General features: G+C 63.6%; 14 protein-coding genes. 8 read left to right on the top strand and 6 right to left on the bottom strand.

The genetic code is table 11. The annotated features are described in order from the left end of the window. The first annotated feature begins 136 nt into the window (after positions 1-136). The 3 genes from AC3ANQ_RS04040 (at position 137) to AC3ANQ_RS04030 (ending at position 4,250) form a co-directional block, all read left to right on the top strand. Entirely contained in the window at positions 137-274 is a 138-nt protein-coding gene (locus tag AC3ANQ_RS04040) for a hypothetical protein (protein WP_488303927.1), read from the top strand. 63 nt (positions 275-337) lie between these two features. Further along, positions 338-2,533, top strand: a complete 2,196-nt coding sequence (locus tag AC3ANQ_RS04035) for a S9 family peptidase (RefSeq protein WP_488303926.1) — start codon at positions 338-340, stop codon at positions 2,531-2,533. A gap of 58 nt (positions 2,534-2,591) precedes the next feature. Further along, complete coding sequence (locus AC3ANQ_RS04030) at positions 2,592-4,250, top strand: ATP-binding protein (protein WP_488303925.1); 1,659 nt, start codon at positions 2,592-2,594, stop codon at positions 4,248-4,250. A 69-nt stretch (positions 4,251-4,319) separates the two neighbouring features. Here AC3ANQ_RS04030 and AC3ANQ_RS04025 read toward each other — a convergent pair whose 3' ends face one another. From AC3ANQ_RS04025 to AC3ANQ_RS04015, 3 genes are all read right to left on the bottom strand, one after another. Further along, positions 4,320-4,496, bottom strand: a complete 177-nt coding sequence (locus AC3ANQ_RS04025) for a hypothetical protein (RefSeq protein ID WP_488303924.1) — start codon at positions 4,494-4,496, stop codon at positions 4,320-4,322. An 83-nt stretch (positions 4,497-4,579) separates the two neighbouring features. After that, the gene (locus AC3ANQ_RS04020; RefSeq protein ID WP_488303923.1) at positions 4,580-5,476 is read right to left on the bottom strand and encodes a response regulator transcription factor; all 897 of its coding nucleotides are present in this window, start codon (positions 5,474-5,476) and stop codon (positions 4,580-4,582) included. A gap of 66 nt (positions 5,477-5,542) precedes the next feature. Next, positions 5,543-6,097 (bottom strand): GNAT family N-acetyltransferase, encoded by a 555-nt coding sequence (locus AC3ANQ_RS04015; protein WP_488303922.1) that lies wholly within the window; start codon positions 6,095-6,097, stop codon positions 5,543-5,545. A 175-nt stretch (positions 6,098-6,272) separates the two neighbouring features. On the opposite strand from AC3ANQ_RS04015, the gene AC3ANQ_RS04010 reads away from it, so the two are divergent. From AC3ANQ_RS04010 to AC3ANQ_RS04000, 3 genes are read left to right on the top strand one after another with little or no spacing between them, the layout of a single operon-like run. Next, positions 6,273-6,785 carry a hotdog fold thioesterase gene (locus AC3ANQ_RS04010; RefSeq protein ID WP_488303921.1) on the top strand — a complete coding sequence of 171 codons (513 nt, stop codon included), beginning with the start codon at positions 6,273-6,275 and terminating at the stop codon, positions 6,783-6,785. A gap of 7 nt (positions 6,786-6,792) precedes the next feature. Continuing rightward, positions 6,793-8,133 (top strand): phenylacetate--CoA ligase PaaK, encoded by a 1,341-nt coding sequence (paaK, locus tag AC3ANQ_RS04005; RefSeq protein ID WP_488303920.1) that lies wholly within the window; start codon positions 6,793-6,795, stop codon positions 8,131-8,133. A gap of 53 nt (positions 8,134-8,186) precedes the next feature. After that, the gene (locus AC3ANQ_RS04000; RefSeq protein ID WP_488303919.1) at positions 8,187-8,789 is read left to right on the top strand and encodes a TetR/AcrR family transcriptional regulator; all 603 of its coding nucleotides are present in this window, start codon (positions 8,187-8,189) and stop codon (positions 8,787-8,789) included. Positions 8,790-8,987: 198 nt separating this feature from the next. Here the strand turns inward: AC3ANQ_RS04000 and AC3ANQ_RS03995 are convergent, their stop codons facing one another. From AC3ANQ_RS03995 to AC3ANQ_RS03985, 3 genes are all read right to left on the bottom strand, one after another. Next, the gene (locus AC3ANQ_RS03995; RefSeq protein ID WP_488303918.1) at positions 8,988-9,395 is read right to left on the bottom strand and encodes a VOC family protein; all 408 of its coding nucleotides are present in this window, start codon (positions 9,393-9,395) and stop codon (positions 8,988-8,990) included. Positions 9,396-9,575: 180 nt separating this feature from the next. Continuing rightward, positions 9,576-11,678 (bottom strand): phenylacetic acid degradation bifunctional protein PaaZ, encoded by a 2,103-nt coding sequence (gene paaZ / locus AC3ANQ_RS03990; RefSeq protein WP_488303917.1) that lies wholly within the window; start codon positions 11,676-11,678, stop codon positions 9,576-9,578. A gap of 206 nt (positions 11,679-11,884) precedes the next feature. Continuing rightward, a complete protein-coding gene (locus AC3ANQ_RS03985) occupies positions 11,885-12,646 on the bottom strand; it encodes a tyrosine-protein phosphatase (protein ID WP_488303916.1) in 762 nt (253 codons plus the stop codon). 339 nt (positions 12,647-12,985) lie between these two features. Between AC3ANQ_RS03985 and AC3ANQ_RS03980 the strand changes: the two genes are divergently transcribed. Continuing rightward, positions 12,986-14,008: a LacI family DNA-binding transcriptional regulator gene (locus tag AC3ANQ_RS03980; RefSeq protein WP_488303915.1), complete on the top strand. Its 1,023-nt coding sequence runs from the start codon at positions 12,986-12,988 to the stop codon at positions 14,006-14,008. 160 nt (positions 14,009-14,168) lie between these two features. Then, positions 14,169-15,404, top strand: a complete 1,236-nt coding sequence (locus tag AC3ANQ_RS03975; protein ID WP_488303914.1) for a sugar ABC transporter substrate-binding protein — start codon at positions 14,169-14,171, stop codon at positions 15,402-15,404. The last annotated feature ends 7 nt before the right edge of the window (positions 15,405-15,411 follow it).

Raw genomic sequence — 15,411 nt, 5'->3', positions numbered from 1 at the left:
GCTCCCTGCTCCGACCGGCGCAAGTGTTGCGGCCACTTGCATAGCACGCAGCCTCAGCATGGTTGTGTTGAGCTACGGAACAGTCCCACGCGCCACATCCTACGATTTCACGGTGATGAACCCCGGAGGTGGCAACATGAAAACCACCAATGGAACGTACACCAAAGCCAATGCAACACAGGGCACCTGGACCTACCAGATCCACGGGCTATACCAGGCATCTCCCGGCAATGTATGGACGGGTCAACCCTTCCAAGGAACAGTTGTGTGCTGACGGAGCGGCCGCTCTGAGCGAAATCGGTGGTCTCGTGTCGGTGGCCCTCTATAGAGTTGCCCCATGAGCCAGCCTGCCACGCCTCCAATCCCCCCCGTCGCTAAAAAGGTGCCGCACACGCGCGAGCACCACGGCGATGTTTTCGTGGACAACTACGAATGGCTGCGGGACAAGGAATCAGCCGAAGTCGTCGAGCATTTGAAGGCTGAAAACGCCTACCAGGAGGCGGTCACCGCGCACCAGGAACCGCTGCGCGAGGCCATCTTCCAGGAAATCAAGGGCCGCACCCAGGAGACGGATCTCTCGGTCCCCAGCCGCAAGGACAACTGGTGGTACTACACCCGCTCCATTGAGGGCAAGGAGTACGGCATCCATTGCCGTTTCCGCGCAGCACACTCCGGCGATCCGGTGGCCGATTGGACACCGCCGGCGGTGGAACCCGGCGTCGAACTCCAAGGCGAAGAAGTCCTGCTGGATGGCAACGTCGAAGCCGAAGGCAAGCCGTTCTTCTCCATTGGCGGCAGTGCCGTGACGGTGGACGGCAACCTCTATGCCTACGCCGTGGACAACTCCGGCGAGGAAAGATTCGCCCTTCGCATCAAGGACCTGCGGACTGGCGAACTGCTGCCCGATGTCATCGAGAACATTTTCTACGGCGTGGCCTTCTCCCCCGACGGCACACGGATCTTCTACACCGTGGTGGACGACGCCTGGCGCCCTTACCAGGTGAAGTCGCACGTCCTGGGGACGCGTGTCAGCGAGGACGTGGTCATCTACCAAGAGGACGACGTCGCCATGTGGCTCGGATTCGAGATCTCCTCCGACCGGCGGTACCTCGTGCTGAGCATCGGCTGCTCGGAATTCAGCGAAACGCGCCTGCTGCGCTTTGACGACTACGACGCCGGCCTGTCCACCGTGATCTCCCGCGACGAACACATCCTCTACGAGGCCGAGCCGTTCCTGTTGGATGGCGCTGAAACCATCCTCCTCACGCACAACAAAGACGCCATCAACTCGATGGTTTCCATCGCGGACCTGGCCGAGTTTGCCAAGCCGCTGGCCCAGCAGCACTGGCGCACGGTCGTCGAGCATTCCGACTCCGTTCGCGTCAACGGTGCCGGCGTCACGTCGACGCATCTGGTGGTGGCGGTGCGGCAGGACACGATCGAACGCGTGCAGGTGCTGCCCCTCGCTGGACTGGGAACGGCGGCGCAGGGCGCTGCCGTGGAACCTGCCTTCGACGAGGATCTGTACACGGCAGGGGTGGCGGGTTCGGACTACGACGCCCCGGTGATCCGCGTCGGCTACACCTCCTTCTTCACGCCGTCCAGGGTGTACGACTTCGTGCTGCCCACAGCCGCACTCCCGCAGGGCGAGCTGCTGCTGCGGAAGGAAAGCCCGGTGCTGGGCGGGTACGACGCGTCAGACTACGTGGCCACGCGGGAATGGGCGACGGCGGCAGACGGCACGCGCGTGCCGCTTTCCGTTCTCCGGCACGCCTCCGTGTCGCAGGATTCAACCGGCGCGGGCCTGGTCTACGGCTATGGTTCCTACGAGGTCAGCATGGATCCGGGCTTCGGGGTGGCGCGTTTGTCCCTCCTGGACCGCGGAATCGTCATGGTGATCGCCCACATCCGCGGCGGTGGCGAGCTCGGCCGGCACTGGTACGACGACGGCAAGAAGCTCAACAAGAAGAACACCTTCACGGACTTCATCGCAGCAACTGACTGGCTGGCATCCTCCGGCTGGGTGGCTCCGAACCGGATCGCGGCCATGGGTGGCTCCGCAGGCGGCCTGCTGATGGGCGCCGTGGCCAACCTTGCGCCGGAGAAGTACGCCGCGATGGTTGCCGCCGTGCCGTTCGTCGATGCGCTGAACACCATCCTGGATCCGGAACTGCCGCTCTCCGCGCTCGAGTGGGAGGAATGGGGCAACCCCATCACCGATCCCGAGGTCTACCAGTACATGAAGTCCTACACTCCGTACGAGAACATCCGTGCCGTCTCCTATCCGAAAATTGCCGCGGTAACCTCCTTCAACGACACCCGCGTGTTCTACGTGGAGCCTGCCAAGTGGGTCCAGGTCCTGCGTTCCGAGACCACCGGAACGGCCCCGATCGTGATGAAGATCGAGATGGAAGGTGGACACGGCGGGGCCTCGGGACGGTACGTGCAATGGCGTGAGCGCGCTTGGGACTATGCCTTTGTGGCGGATTCGCTGGGGGCAGTGGACCTGCTGCCCGGGGCGGGGCTCAAGTAAGGTTCTCCCTAGTGAGCTGATATTCGCGGTGGGGGCCGAATCGTACAGTAGGAGTGCAGTGGAGGGTCCCGTAACGAACGATGCATCGGCGCCAAACCGAGCCTTGGTGGCCGACCCTGACCCCGTGCGTCTCGAAGAGACGGTTGCGGCGCTCACCTCTGCGGGCTTCTTGGTCCGAACAGCGTCCGACGCCGCCTCGCTTGCGGCCGCGTTGGAAAGCGGGCCGAGCGACGTGGTGGTCTTGGACAACGAGTTCCGCGAGTTCCTTCCCGGGAACGGCGCCCCCGTTCTACTCATGCTGGATTCCGAGGAAACGCTGGATGTCGCAGCCCTGGAGGCCTGGAGAATCGCGGATTTTGTCTATAAGGGCCAAGCCCCGGACTTTCGGGCATCCAGGGCCTTGGTCCTCATCGCCCGGTCCGCCGAACGGATGCGTCGCCGATCCGAAGCCGAATCACTGAGGGAGAGCCTGCGGAAGGTATCCTCGGCCATCCGGTCAACCATTGATCCCGGGCGCATTGCACGGCACCTGGTGGATGGTATCGGCGAGGCCCTCGGTGCGGAACACGTCTGGTTCACCACATTCCCGGATGTACGCGTGCCGCAGGTCAGCGCAGAATGGAACGCCCCGGGACGGGCGCCAGGAGTCCTGCCTCCCGAACTTGCCGGCGAAATCGTCTTGTTCGAACTGGCGGAGCGCTTATGGGCCGAAGCGGACGTGCAACCGCTGCCGAAAGGAACTCCGGCGGGCCGCGCTCTCCCGGGGCGCCCCGGTGGCGCAGGTCGGCACAGTGGCGCCGGTTCGCCGTCGGCCTCTGTTGTGGTTCCTGTGGGCGAAGGTGATCTTGTCCTGGGGGTCATCTGGATCGCGCGACCGGACACCGCGCATGAATGGACCCGAGCTGAAATCGGCCTGATCCAGCACGTTTCGGGGAACTTGGCGTATGGACTGATGCAGAGCCACTTGATTGGCGCACAGCAGCAGGTCATGTACAAACTCCAGGAACTCGACCAAGCCAAGACCGACTTCCTCACCACGGTGAACCACGAACTTAGAACCCCGCTGACGTCCATCACAGCCTATCTGGACATGATCCGCAGCGGCGCCGGCGGACCGATTCCTGCGGGCGTAACGCGGATGATCGACGTCATTTCACGAAATGCCGAACGCCTCCGCCGCCTGATCGAGGACATGCTCACCGTCTCGCACCAGAACACTTCAGGCGATCTCCAATTGAGCCGCGTCAACGTGGGCACTCTGCTCAGGCTCGTCGTCTCGACGTTGCAGCCCCTCGCGGACTCCCGTTCGCTGTCCCTCACCGTGGAGCATGCCCCAGGGACCGTGACCGTCCAGGCCGACGAAGCCAAACTGGAGCAGGTTTTCGCGAACATCATCAGCAACGCGATCAAGTTCACCCCCCACGGCGGCCACGTCGCCGTCAGCAGCCGGATCGCTTCCGGTCCAGGGACGGTTCCCAGCGTGGTGGTGCGTGTGGAAGACACCGGCGTCGGGATCCCGGAAACGGAAATCGACCAAGTGTTTACGCGATTCTTCCGAGCCTCCAATGCCTCCACTGCGGCCATCCCAGGCAGCGGGCTCGGCCTGGCGATAGCCCACGACGTTGTGGAGCGCCATTCCGGCAAGCTCGATATCGAGTCCGGCCTCGGTGTGGGAACCACGGTCTCGGTCCGGCTTCCTCTGGATACCGGGAGCTAAAAAGAACACCTCCCTCGGGCGGTGGCCCCGAGGCGGTGTTCGAACAGACTTGACGTCCGCCGATCAGGCCTAGTTGGGCCACCAACCGACCTGCGCATAGTTCACCGGGTCAGAGACGACAGGGACGGTGGTGACCGTGGTGCTTGTGGAGACCTGCGTGGTCTTCGGCGCGGCATTGGCAGGAGCAACAAATCCGCCAATAACCAGCATGCCCGTCATGAGAAGTGTTGCGGCGAATTTTTTCATGCACTGCTCCTTTGAGCCGTTAGGAATCCGAAGGTGACCTTCCCAGCGTAAGGAGCCTCGTTAAACGTTTCCTTAAGATCGGTTTAGTTTTCCGTAGTCTTTGCGGCCAGCCGGTATCCAATGCCACGCACGGTCTCCACCCAACGCGGCGACTGTGCCGAATCACCCAGCTTCCGCCGCAAATTGGCGATGTGAACCTGGATGGCGCGCTCTTCGGACTCGCTGACGTAGGTTCCGGTTTCGTACTCCCTGGCATGTAGCCAGCGGGCCAGCCCCGACGTACTTCGGACCACGCGTCCGGCTTCCATAAGCGCCTGGAGCAGGTCGAACTCAGTACGGGTCAATTGCACTTCTTCGGCATCGACCCGTGTTGTGCGCGTGGCCACGTCCAAGTAGAGGCCGTTGTGTTCCAGCCTGGTACGGTCTGATTCTGGTGGGTTGGTTGTTTCGTGCGATCCTCCGTGCACCGCCGTCGCCGACGGGTTCGGCGCCGAAGCCGGCGAGTTCGGCGCGGCAGCCGGCGGGTTCGGCGCCGCAGCCGGCGCCCCCTCTGCTGGCGTCAGCTCCGCCGTCGTGATCCCTGCGGAAGTGCCGCCCGATAGCTTGCTGCCCCGGGGCCTGCGGAGGAGCGTCTCAACACGGGCCAGGAGCTCGCGGGGGCGGAAGGGTTTGGTGACGAAATCGTCCGCGCCGACGGCCAGTCCTTGTAGCGTGTCCACCTCGCGCGCACGGGCCGTAAGCATGACGATGTAAGCATCGCTGAACTCCCGTACGCGACGGGTGACCTCTATGCCATCGATATCGGGCAGGCCAAGGTCCAGGGTAATGACGTCCGGGTTGTGACGGCGGACCGCAGCCACGCCATCAATACCGTTCCCGGCCGCGTACACCTCCAGCCCTGAAGCTTCGAGGACGGCGTGGACCACTTCCCGGATATCGTCGTCATCCTCGATTACTACAGCTACGCCAGCTGTGCTCACTTCACGCCCCGATCTCCACTGCCCAGCCCACCGTAACATCAGCAAAGTCTGGTATCCCCACCCATGCTACTTCCGTGCGCGCCATTCGGAATCGAGGATGGCGTAGATGACTTCGGTGGACCATTGGCCTTTGTAGTGCCAGTTGTCCACGAGGGCTGCCTCGCGACGCATGCCGAGCCGCTCGCACAAGCCTGACGAGGAGGTGTTGAGGGCGTCGAGCTTGGCCTCGATCCTGTGGAACATGAGGGTCTCGAAGCCCAGGCGGAGCACGGCCTCGGCTGCCTCCGCCGCGTAGCCTTGGCCTCGGCTTTCCGGAGCCAGGATCCAGCCGATTTCAGCCTGCCCCGTGCCCGGCAACCATTTGAGCACCACTTCGCCGAGCAGGCCCGGCGAGTCCGAGCGCTCTATCGCGAGGCACGCCCAATCGCCCTCTTGTTCGAAGGTGAAGTTGGCGTAGCGGCCCAGCGCCTCCATGGACTGCGTCAGGGTCAATTCCTGCCGGAGGAGGAAACGCGCGGTCTCCGGCAAGGATTGGTAGGCGTGGAATCGCTCCAGATCGGTGGCCTCGAAGCGGCGAAGCACGAGCCTCGGCGTCCGAATGGGAAGTTCGATGCGCGGCATGCCTCGAGGCTACTACGTCAGGCCGGATGGGTTCCGGGGAGTCCCGCCAGACGCCGCGGATCCGGCCCGCCGGGCCGTCTCGGATCCGGCCCGCTGAACGGTCACCTCTTGACAGTTCAAGCAAACTGGGATTACCTAATGAACATTCGGTAAATAAAGCTGGAGGCAATGACGCATGGTTGAGACCACCCTTTCTGGCGCAGCGCAGCACCAGATCCTCAAGAACGACTACGCCTCCGAGTGGATGGGCTTGGAAGTGCTCAAGGTCGACGACGGCCACGCCACCGTCCGCATGAAGCTCCGGCAGGAAATGCTCAACGGCTTCGGAATGGCCCACGGCGGAATGATCTTCGCCTTCGCGGATTCAGCGTTCGCCCTCGCGTGCAACCCGGCCAACCCCTCGCCGTCGGAGGCTGACACCATAACTGTCGCCGCCGGCGTCGACATCAACTTCCTCAAGCCGGCCTATCAAGGCCAGGTGATCACCGCCGTCGCGAACCGCCGTGCCAACAACGGCCGCAGCGGCCTGTACGACATCCAGATCTTCGCCGCCGACGCGAGCGAACCGGCCGCCGTCGGGTCGCCCAACGACGGTTCGCCCGACGACGGGTCGCCCAACGATCCGGGCAGCTACGGCGAGCTCATCGCCGAGTTCCGTGGCCGCAGCCGCACCATTTCCAAGAAGTAGGAACACCATGACACAGAACACCGTCGCCGCTCCCGACGCACCCGTGCTGGACCGCGAAGAAACCATCTCCCGCGACGAACTCGAGGCCCTGCAGCTCAGCCGCCTCCAGCACACTGTGGCGTACGCCTACGATCGCGTCCCGCTATACAAGCGCAAGTTCGACGACGCCGGCGTCCACCCCACCGACCTCCGCGAGCTGTCCGATCTCGGCAAGTTCCCGTACACCACCAAGGAAGACCTCCGCCAGGAATACCCCTTCGGCATGTTCGCCGTGCCGCAGAACGAAGTAGCCCGGGTCCACGCGAGCTCGGGCACTACAGGCCGGCCGACCGTCGTCGGCTACACCAAAAACGACCTCGCCAACTGGGCCACTTTGGTAGCCCGCTCACTCCGGGCGTCCGGAGTCCGTCCAGGCATGAAGGTCCACAACGCTTACGGCTACGGCCTGTTCACCGGCGGTCTGGGTGCCCATGCCGGGGCCGAAGCGCTCGGCTGCACCGTCATCCCGATGTCCGGCGGCCAGACCGAACGCCAAATCCAGCTGATCCAGGACTTCAAGCCTGACGCCATCCTGGCGACCCCCACTTACTTGCTGACCATCGCCGACGCCATGGCGCACATGGGCGTGGATCCGGCGTCGACCTCGCTCAAGTACGCGGTGCTCGGCGCCGAACCGTGGACCGAGGAAATGCGCCACGAGCTCGAAACCACCATGAACATCAAGGCCTGCGACATCTACGGCCTGTCCGAGGTCATGGGCCCGGGCGTCGCCGGGGAAGCCGTAGAGACCCAGGACGGCTGCCACATATGGGAGGACCACTTCCGCCCCGAGATCATCGATCCGTTCGACCCCTCCCGTGGGGAAAGCGCCGTGCTGGCCGACGGCGAACCGGGCGAACTCGTCTTCACCTCGCTCACCAAGGAAGCGCTGCCGATCATCCGGTACCGCACCAAGGACCTCACGCGCCTGCTGCCCGGCACCGCCCGCCCCGCGCACCGCCGCATGGGCCGCATCACCGGCCGCAGCGACGACATGATCATCCTGCGCGGCGTGAACCTCTTCCCCTCCCAGATCGAGGAAATCGCCCTGCGCATCCCCGAGCTCAGCCCGCACTTCCAGCTCGAACTCACCCGCCCCGAGGGCAAGCGCATGGATTCGCTGACGGTCAAGATTGAGCGCCGCGAGAACGTTTCCGTCGAGGCGGGTACGACGGCGGCACACGCCTTGCGCGAGCAGATCAAGATCCACGTGGGTTCTTCGTGCGTGGTTGATGTGGTGGAACCGGGTTCGCTCGAGCGTTCCAACGGCAAACTGCGCCGCGTCTACGACATGCGACCCAAGAGGTAACCTGGCCGGGCGGGTGCACGAATCAACCGACCGTTCATGAGAAAATGGCCAGCATGCCTAGTGAAACAGTAACCAAGCGGGGACGCCCCGGATACGACCAGCAATCAGTGCTGCTCATCGCCGTCGACGTCTTCAACCGCCACGGTTACGACGCCACGTCCATGGGCATTCTGGCCGAAAACCTCGGGATCTCAAAGTCGGCCATTTACCACCACGTGCCGTCCAAGGGCGACCTCCTGAAGCTCGCCCTTGAGCACGCGCTGGGTGGGCTCGAGGCGATCCTGGAACAGCCCGAGGCGTTGTCCGGTCCTGCTGATTCCCGGCTTGAGTTTGTCCTGCGGCAGACCATCGCCGTTTTGGTGGAGCGGCTGCCGTTCGTCACGCTGCTTCTGCGGCTCCGCGGCAACACGGAGATCGAGCGCGATGCCCTGGAACGGCGTCGTGCGTTCGACCACAAGGTGGCCGCGCTGATCTCGGCCGCCCGCGAAGAAGGCTCGCTGCGCCAGGACATCGATCCCCGCACCGTGACCCGGCTGCTGTTCGGCACCATCAACTCGATCGTGGAGTGGTACAAACCGGGCGGATCACTCTCCCCGCAACGGCTCGCCGACGACGTCATCACCATGGCCTTCGACGGCCTGCACGCCTCGGCGTAGGACTCGTTCCTGCCCTTCCCGCCTCCCGCCTCGCGCCTCCCGCCGCCCTCCTCCCGCCGCCCTCCTCCCCCGACGCTCGCTCACATCTGTGGCGCTTTCCCCCCCACGCTCGCTCACATCTGTGGCCAAATGCTAGAACCCTCCTTCACAAAAAAGTGAAGGAGAGTTCTACCTGGTCCCGGCGGATGCCTCAGCCGATCAGAGTTGGTATTCGGCCTGGATGCCCAAGCTTTCATGGACGCAGAGGACGTTGTTTTCCGTGTCCATGAACCATGCGCACCGATCGGCGTCGGTCGTACAAATGTGGTGTTCGGTCTTGAGGTCCGGAAGGTCGTAGTCCCGGAATTCGACGCCGCTTGCCTCCATTTCCTCGACTGTCCGCTCGATGTCACTGACTTCAAAGGAAAGGGCAGTGTGCGATGAGTGCATGCCGTCCTTGATGGGCATCAACTGCAGCATGGGGCCGCCGTCGATGCCAAACAAATCATTTCCATCCCACGTCATGCCGCGGTGAGGGAGGCCGAGCTTCTCTGCATAAAAGCTGTGGGCTCGGGCTACGTCGTCGACGGGCAAGACGGTTGTGGCTGTTCTGAGTGCTAGGTTCATTTCGCCACCTCCTACGCTGAAAATCTTACGCCGGACGAGGTCGGAAAGAACTTGTGAGCGAGCGTTCGCCTAAACACCCACAAACGTGAGCGAGCGTTCGCAGGAAACCCGACATAAGTGAGCGAGCGTCCGCTCACACACCCACAAACGTGAGCGAGCGTCCGGAGGGGAAAGAGAGGATTACTTCTCCACGAGGGTCAGGACGTCGTATGTGGCGACGATTTCGTCGTTCTGGTTGGTCAGGACGGCGTCCCAGGCTACTTCGCCGTATTCGTCGGTTTCGCGCGGGGTGATCTTCTTAGCCGTCAGGGTGACGCGGATCGAATCCCCGGCGGCCACGGGAGTGATGAAGCGCAGGTTCTCAAGGCCGTAGTTGGCCAGGACCGGACCCGGAGCGGGCTCCACGAACAGGCCGGCGGCCCAGCTCAGCAGCAGGTATCCGTGCGCCACGATTCCCGGGAAGAACGGGTTGGCCTCGGCAGCTTCCTGGTTGGTGTGGGCGTAGAAAGTGTCGCCCGTGGAGTTTGCGAAGGCGGTGATGTCTTCGAGGGTGACCTGCCTCAGTCCGGACCGCACGGCGTCGCCGATCCGCAAAGTCGCAAGCGACTTCCGGAACGGGTGCGTTCCTTCCGTCTCCACCGTGAAGTTGCGGTCCGCGCCCGCGTGCCAGACGCCGGTCACGGCAGTGAGCATGTTCGGCGAGCCTTGAATGGCGGTCCGCTGCATGTGGTGCATGACGGAGCGGATGCCACCGAGCTCTTCGCCACCACCGGCGCGGCCCGGCCCGCCGTGGACCAGGTGCGGCACGGGCGAACCATGCCCGGTTGACGACCGGGCGTCCTCGCGGTTGAGCATCAGGACACGGCCGTGGTGGGCCGCGATTCCGGTCACCAATTCGCGGGCAATACCAGGATCGTTAGTGCAAACGGAGGCCACCAGGGAGCCGCCACCGCGGGCGGCGAGGCGGACGGCGTCGTCGAGGTCAGCGTATCCGATCACGGACGAAACCGGACCGAAGGCCTCCAGTGAGTGGACAGCTTCCGAGTCCACATCAGCCCAGCTCAGGACGACCGGCGACATGAACGCTCCGCCCTCGACGACGCCCACGGTGCCGTCGAGCGAGGTGACCGACGGCGAATCGAGCGTCCCGTACGCAAGCTCGCCACCGGCGTCGAGCATTGACTGCACCGCGGCGCGAACGTCGGCTAGCTGCTCGAGGGACGCGAGGGCGCCCATCGTGACGCCCTCCGCGCGGGGGTCACCGACCACGACGCGCTCATCCACCCGCGCGCCGATGGCGGAGACGACGTCGGACACCAAGGCCTGGGGCACGATGGTGCGGCGGATCGAGGTGCACTTCTGGCCAGCCTTGACCGTCATTTCGGTGACGACCGACTTGATGAAAGCGTCGAACTCAGGGGTGCCGGGCACTGCGTCGGGTCCGAGGATGGCTGCGTTGAGCGAGTCAGTTTCCGAGGTGAAGCGGACGCCACCCTGCACCACGTTGACGTGGGACTTCAGCGAGTTGGCGGTGGATGCCGAACCCGTGAAGGCAAGAATGTCGCGGTAATCGAGGTGGTCAAGCAAGTTCCGGGCGGATCCCGAGATGAGCTGCAGCGAGCCTTCCGGCAGTATCCCGGACTCCACGATTGCCTTGACCACAACGGCGGCCACGTAACCGGTGGGCGTGGCAGGCTTGACGATGGTGGGGACGCCGGCAATGAATGCGGGCGCGAACTTCTCGAGCATGCCCCAGACCGGGAAGTTGAAGGCGTTGATCTGCGCCGCGACGCCCGGGATGCGGGTGTAGATGTGCTCGCCGGCGAATGAACCGTCCTTGGACAGGACTTCCATGGGACCGTCCACCACAACCTGCGAGTTCGGCAGTTCACGGCGGCCCTTGGAGCCAAAGGTGAAGAGAACGCCGATGCCGCCGTCGATGTCCACCATCGAGTCGATCTTGGTGGCGCCGGTCTTGAAAGAGGACGTGTAGAACTCCTCGCGGCGGCCGTTGAGGTACTGGGCCAGCTCTTTGAGCTTGAGGGCGCGTTGGTGGAAGGTGAGCTTGCCGAGCTCGCGCTGGCCCACCGTGCGGCCATAGTTCACGACGCCGGCAAGGTCCAGACCGTCGGTGTTGACCGTTGCTAGGACCTCGCCGGTGCTGGCGTCGCGCACTGGTACGCCGGCGGAGGCGTCTGCACTGGGGGTCCACCACTCGCCCCGGACGAAACTGGGCACGGTTTCAACAACTGTGGCTTCCGGAGCGACTGCAGTACTGGTCATCGTCGACGGGTCCTTCCAAGGCACGGGCACGAAATGGACTGAACGGCCGCAAATTACTGACCGGCCGTTCGGTAATATCCCCAGAATACATGAGAGCCCCGATCTGCACACTAGATGCTTGCCCGGACTGCGCCCTTCCTGCCCTTGTTTGCCCTGATTTTGCGTCGGAATGACGGGACTCGCCATGTCGTAAGCGCTTTCCGACATCAAAGAAGGTCACGACGGCGCGTGGCCACCTCCCGCTGGTCCGTCCGGCTCCCGAGCTTGGTACGAATGGCCACGATTTCGGCTTTCGAGACGCCGTTCGCCGCGAGGAAAGCGGCGGCATCCAGCGAGTGCGCGAATTCCAAAAGGCTCACACTGCGTGATGCCAGCATGGCTTCAAGTGCATCTTCCTTGAGAAAGGCATCATGGGCGTGCGGGGCGCGATGGTGCCGGTGGCGCTCGTTGATACCGCGCATCCCCTGCTGGTAACCACGAACGATTTCCTCGTCGCTTGCCCCTGCCAGGTTCTGCAGCATCACGGCGATGACTCCGCTGCGGTCCCGCCCAGCCGCGCAGTGCACCACTACCCCGCCCGGCGCCGCGGCGATGGCCTTGAAGACCGCGGCGATGTTGTCCGAGAAGAGCCGCAGGTAGTCGGCGTAGTGGGCAGGGTCTTTCAGGTAGGGGCCAAAGAGGGCGGTGAAATCTTCGTTTGCCGGGTCCTCGGTGGGGCAATGGACAATGTCGAAGCGCGCCGTTGCCTCCTCGGATACCACGGGATCGACTTCCCTGGGCTGCTGCTCACGAGCGGTCCGCAAGTCGATCACAGTGCGGATGCCGGCGTCGTACATTTGCTGCCAACCAGCTTCGGTGAGCCATTCCCGCCTGCCCATCCGGTACACGCTTCCGGCGATACGCCAGGCGTTCACGGCACCGTCCCAATGGACGCCTCGTTGCTTGGCGGCGGTTGAGATCCCATCCATACCGGACAGCTAACCACACGACCCGGATGTGAGCGAGGGTGGCGAAGAATGCCCCCATATGTGAGCGAGGGTTTGGAACGTGTACCTCCCGGCCGACGCTCCTGCAGATATCAACCCCTCCCGGCCGACCCTCCTGCAGATATCAACCCCCCGGCCGACGCTCCTGCAGATGATGTGAGCGAGGGTCGCGCAGAAGGCCGGCATATGTGAGCGGGGATCGGGTCTTGTGCGCTTTACGTGACTTATGTCATACTTTTCCTCGATACGCATCGACGATGCGTATCGACGATGCAGATCAGGCATCGGACCAAACACCGCACCCGGCAAGGAGGCCTGGAAGTGCCCACCAGCAAGGATGTCGCCCAGGCGGCCGGCGTAGCCCAAAGCACGGTTTCTTATGTGCTCAGCGGTAAGCGGCCCATTTCCGAGAAGACCCGGAAAAAGGTCGAGGCCGCCATTGACCAACTGACGTACCAGCCCAATGCAGGTGCCAGAGCCTTGGCAAGCCGCAAAACCAGAGTCATCGGCCTGGTCATTCCGTTCATCCCAGAGCTGGAAATGGGATCGATTATGGAATTCGTCTCAGTTATTGCCAACTCGGCCCGGCAATACGACCACGACATTCTCTTGGTCACCGACGATGAAGGCGCCGCCGGACTGCGCCGCGTCGTCGGGCAGCAGATCTGCGACGGCCTGATCCTCATGCAGGTTGAGGACGAGGACGAGCGCCTCCCCGTGGCCCGCAGCCTGAACGTCCCGGTGGTGCTGATCGGCATACCCCGCGATCCGTCCGGACTGGTCTGCATCGACGCCGACTTCGAAATGGCCGGGGAGCACTGTGTCCGGGATCTTGCGGCCACTGGCCACTCGGTGATTTCCGTCCTTGATTGGCAGCCCGCAGTGATGGACCGGCATGTGAACTACGTTGACCGGTTCTTGCACGGCACGGATGTTGCGGCCGAGGCCCTTGGCGTGACCGTGCTCCATCTTCCCGGCGGGATCGACCACGCCACCATCTCCGAATCGGTCGACAAAGCCCTCGCCAGCACCACAGGCAAGCCAGCATTCATCGCCCCCGATCGGACAATCCAGGACATTCTGCGCCGCATCTTGAATAGCCGCGGCCTGACCCCCGGCGTGGACGTCTCCGTGATCGGCAGCGCGTCCCCCACCCTTGCCGAACTCCAGCCCATTCCGCTTTCCACCATCGATCTGCGCCCGGGAGAAGTTTCCCGCCGCGCAGTGAAAATCATGTGCCAGCTCCTCGAAGCCGACTCCCAGGGACCACACGAATCCCTGGAGTTGGTGCCAACGGTCATCACGCACCGTTCCAGCACGCTCCGCCCACCCCGCGGCGCCTGAACAAACCCCATCTCACCACCGACCCCTCACCCGAACGCCTGCCCTTACCTCACCTTTCGTTTCAGCCGCTTTCGTTTCAGCATCGTCGATACGCATCGACGAATCGATTCGCCACTTGCAGATCCATCAACTCCCCTCTCCGCGAACAAAGGAACAGACAATGAAGTCAGCTATCAGGACACGCCGCCCGCTCGCCCTGGCCGTCGCAGCACTGGTCGGCCTGCCGTTCGCCATCTCCGGCTGCGGCACCACCACCTCCGCCTCCTCCACGGAAGCCGTGAAGGAAATCTCTGTGATGGACTATTACAACAACGAGCCGGACAAGTCGTTCATCGGCGACGCGCTGACGGCGTGTGGGACCAAAGCCGGCGTCACCATCAAGCGCGAAACCGTGCCGGGCAAGTCGTTGATCTCCAAGGTGCTCCAGCAGTCCTCTTCCAAGACGCTGCCGGACGTGCTCATGCTCGACAATCCGGACCTGCAGCAGATCGCCGCCACGGGAGCCCTGGCACCATTGACCGATTTCAACATCAGCACCGCCGACTTCGCGCCCGGTGTGCTGAGCGCCGGCACTTACAAGGACAAGGTGTACGGGCTCGCCCCCACCGTGAACACGATTGCCCTCTTCTACAACAAGGACATCCTAGCCAAGGCCGGCGTCACGCCGCCCACCACCTGGGATGAGCTGAAGACTGCGGCCACCAAGCTCACCTCGGGTGAGCAGTATGGCCTGGCGTTCAACGCCAACCCGACTTATGAAGGAACATGGCAGTTCCTTCCGGTCATGTGGTCCAACGGCGGCAACGAGAAGAACATCGACACACCTGAGACCGCACAGGCCCTCCAGCTCTGGACCGACCTGGTCAAAGACGGATCAGTGTCTTCCTCAGCCCTGAACTGGACGCAGGCGGACGTCAAGGACCAGTTCATGGCCGGCAAGGCAGCCATGATGGTCAACGGCCCTTGGCAGATTCCGGCCCTCGACAAGAAGACCACGCTGCAGTATGGGGTCGTGAAGATTCCGGTCCGCGACGCCAGCCAGACGGCCGTAGCCCCGCTTGGCGGCGAGGTGTGGACCGTCCCGCAGACCGGGAGCAAAGCCCGCCAGGCCAAGGCTGCAGAAGTGGTGGCCTGCATGAACAGCGACGAGAACCAGCTCGGCATGGCCAAGGTCCGCAACACCATCCCATCCAAGACCACGCTAGCTGCGAAGTTCGCCGGCGAGAACCCCAAGCTCGCCACCTTCACTGATCTCATCAAGACCGCGCGCGCCCGCACCGGCCAGCTCGGTGAGGCTTGGCCGGCACAGGCGACCAAGATCTACACCGCCATCCAGACAGCTTTGACGGGCAAGGCCTCCCCGGCCGACGCCCTGAAGCAAGCCCAAGGCCAGTAAGCAGTTG

This window comes from Arthrobacter sp. DMZ02-1R, from assembly GCF_057747935.1.
This window is presented reverse-complemented; position numbering and strand designations above follow the sequence as displayed.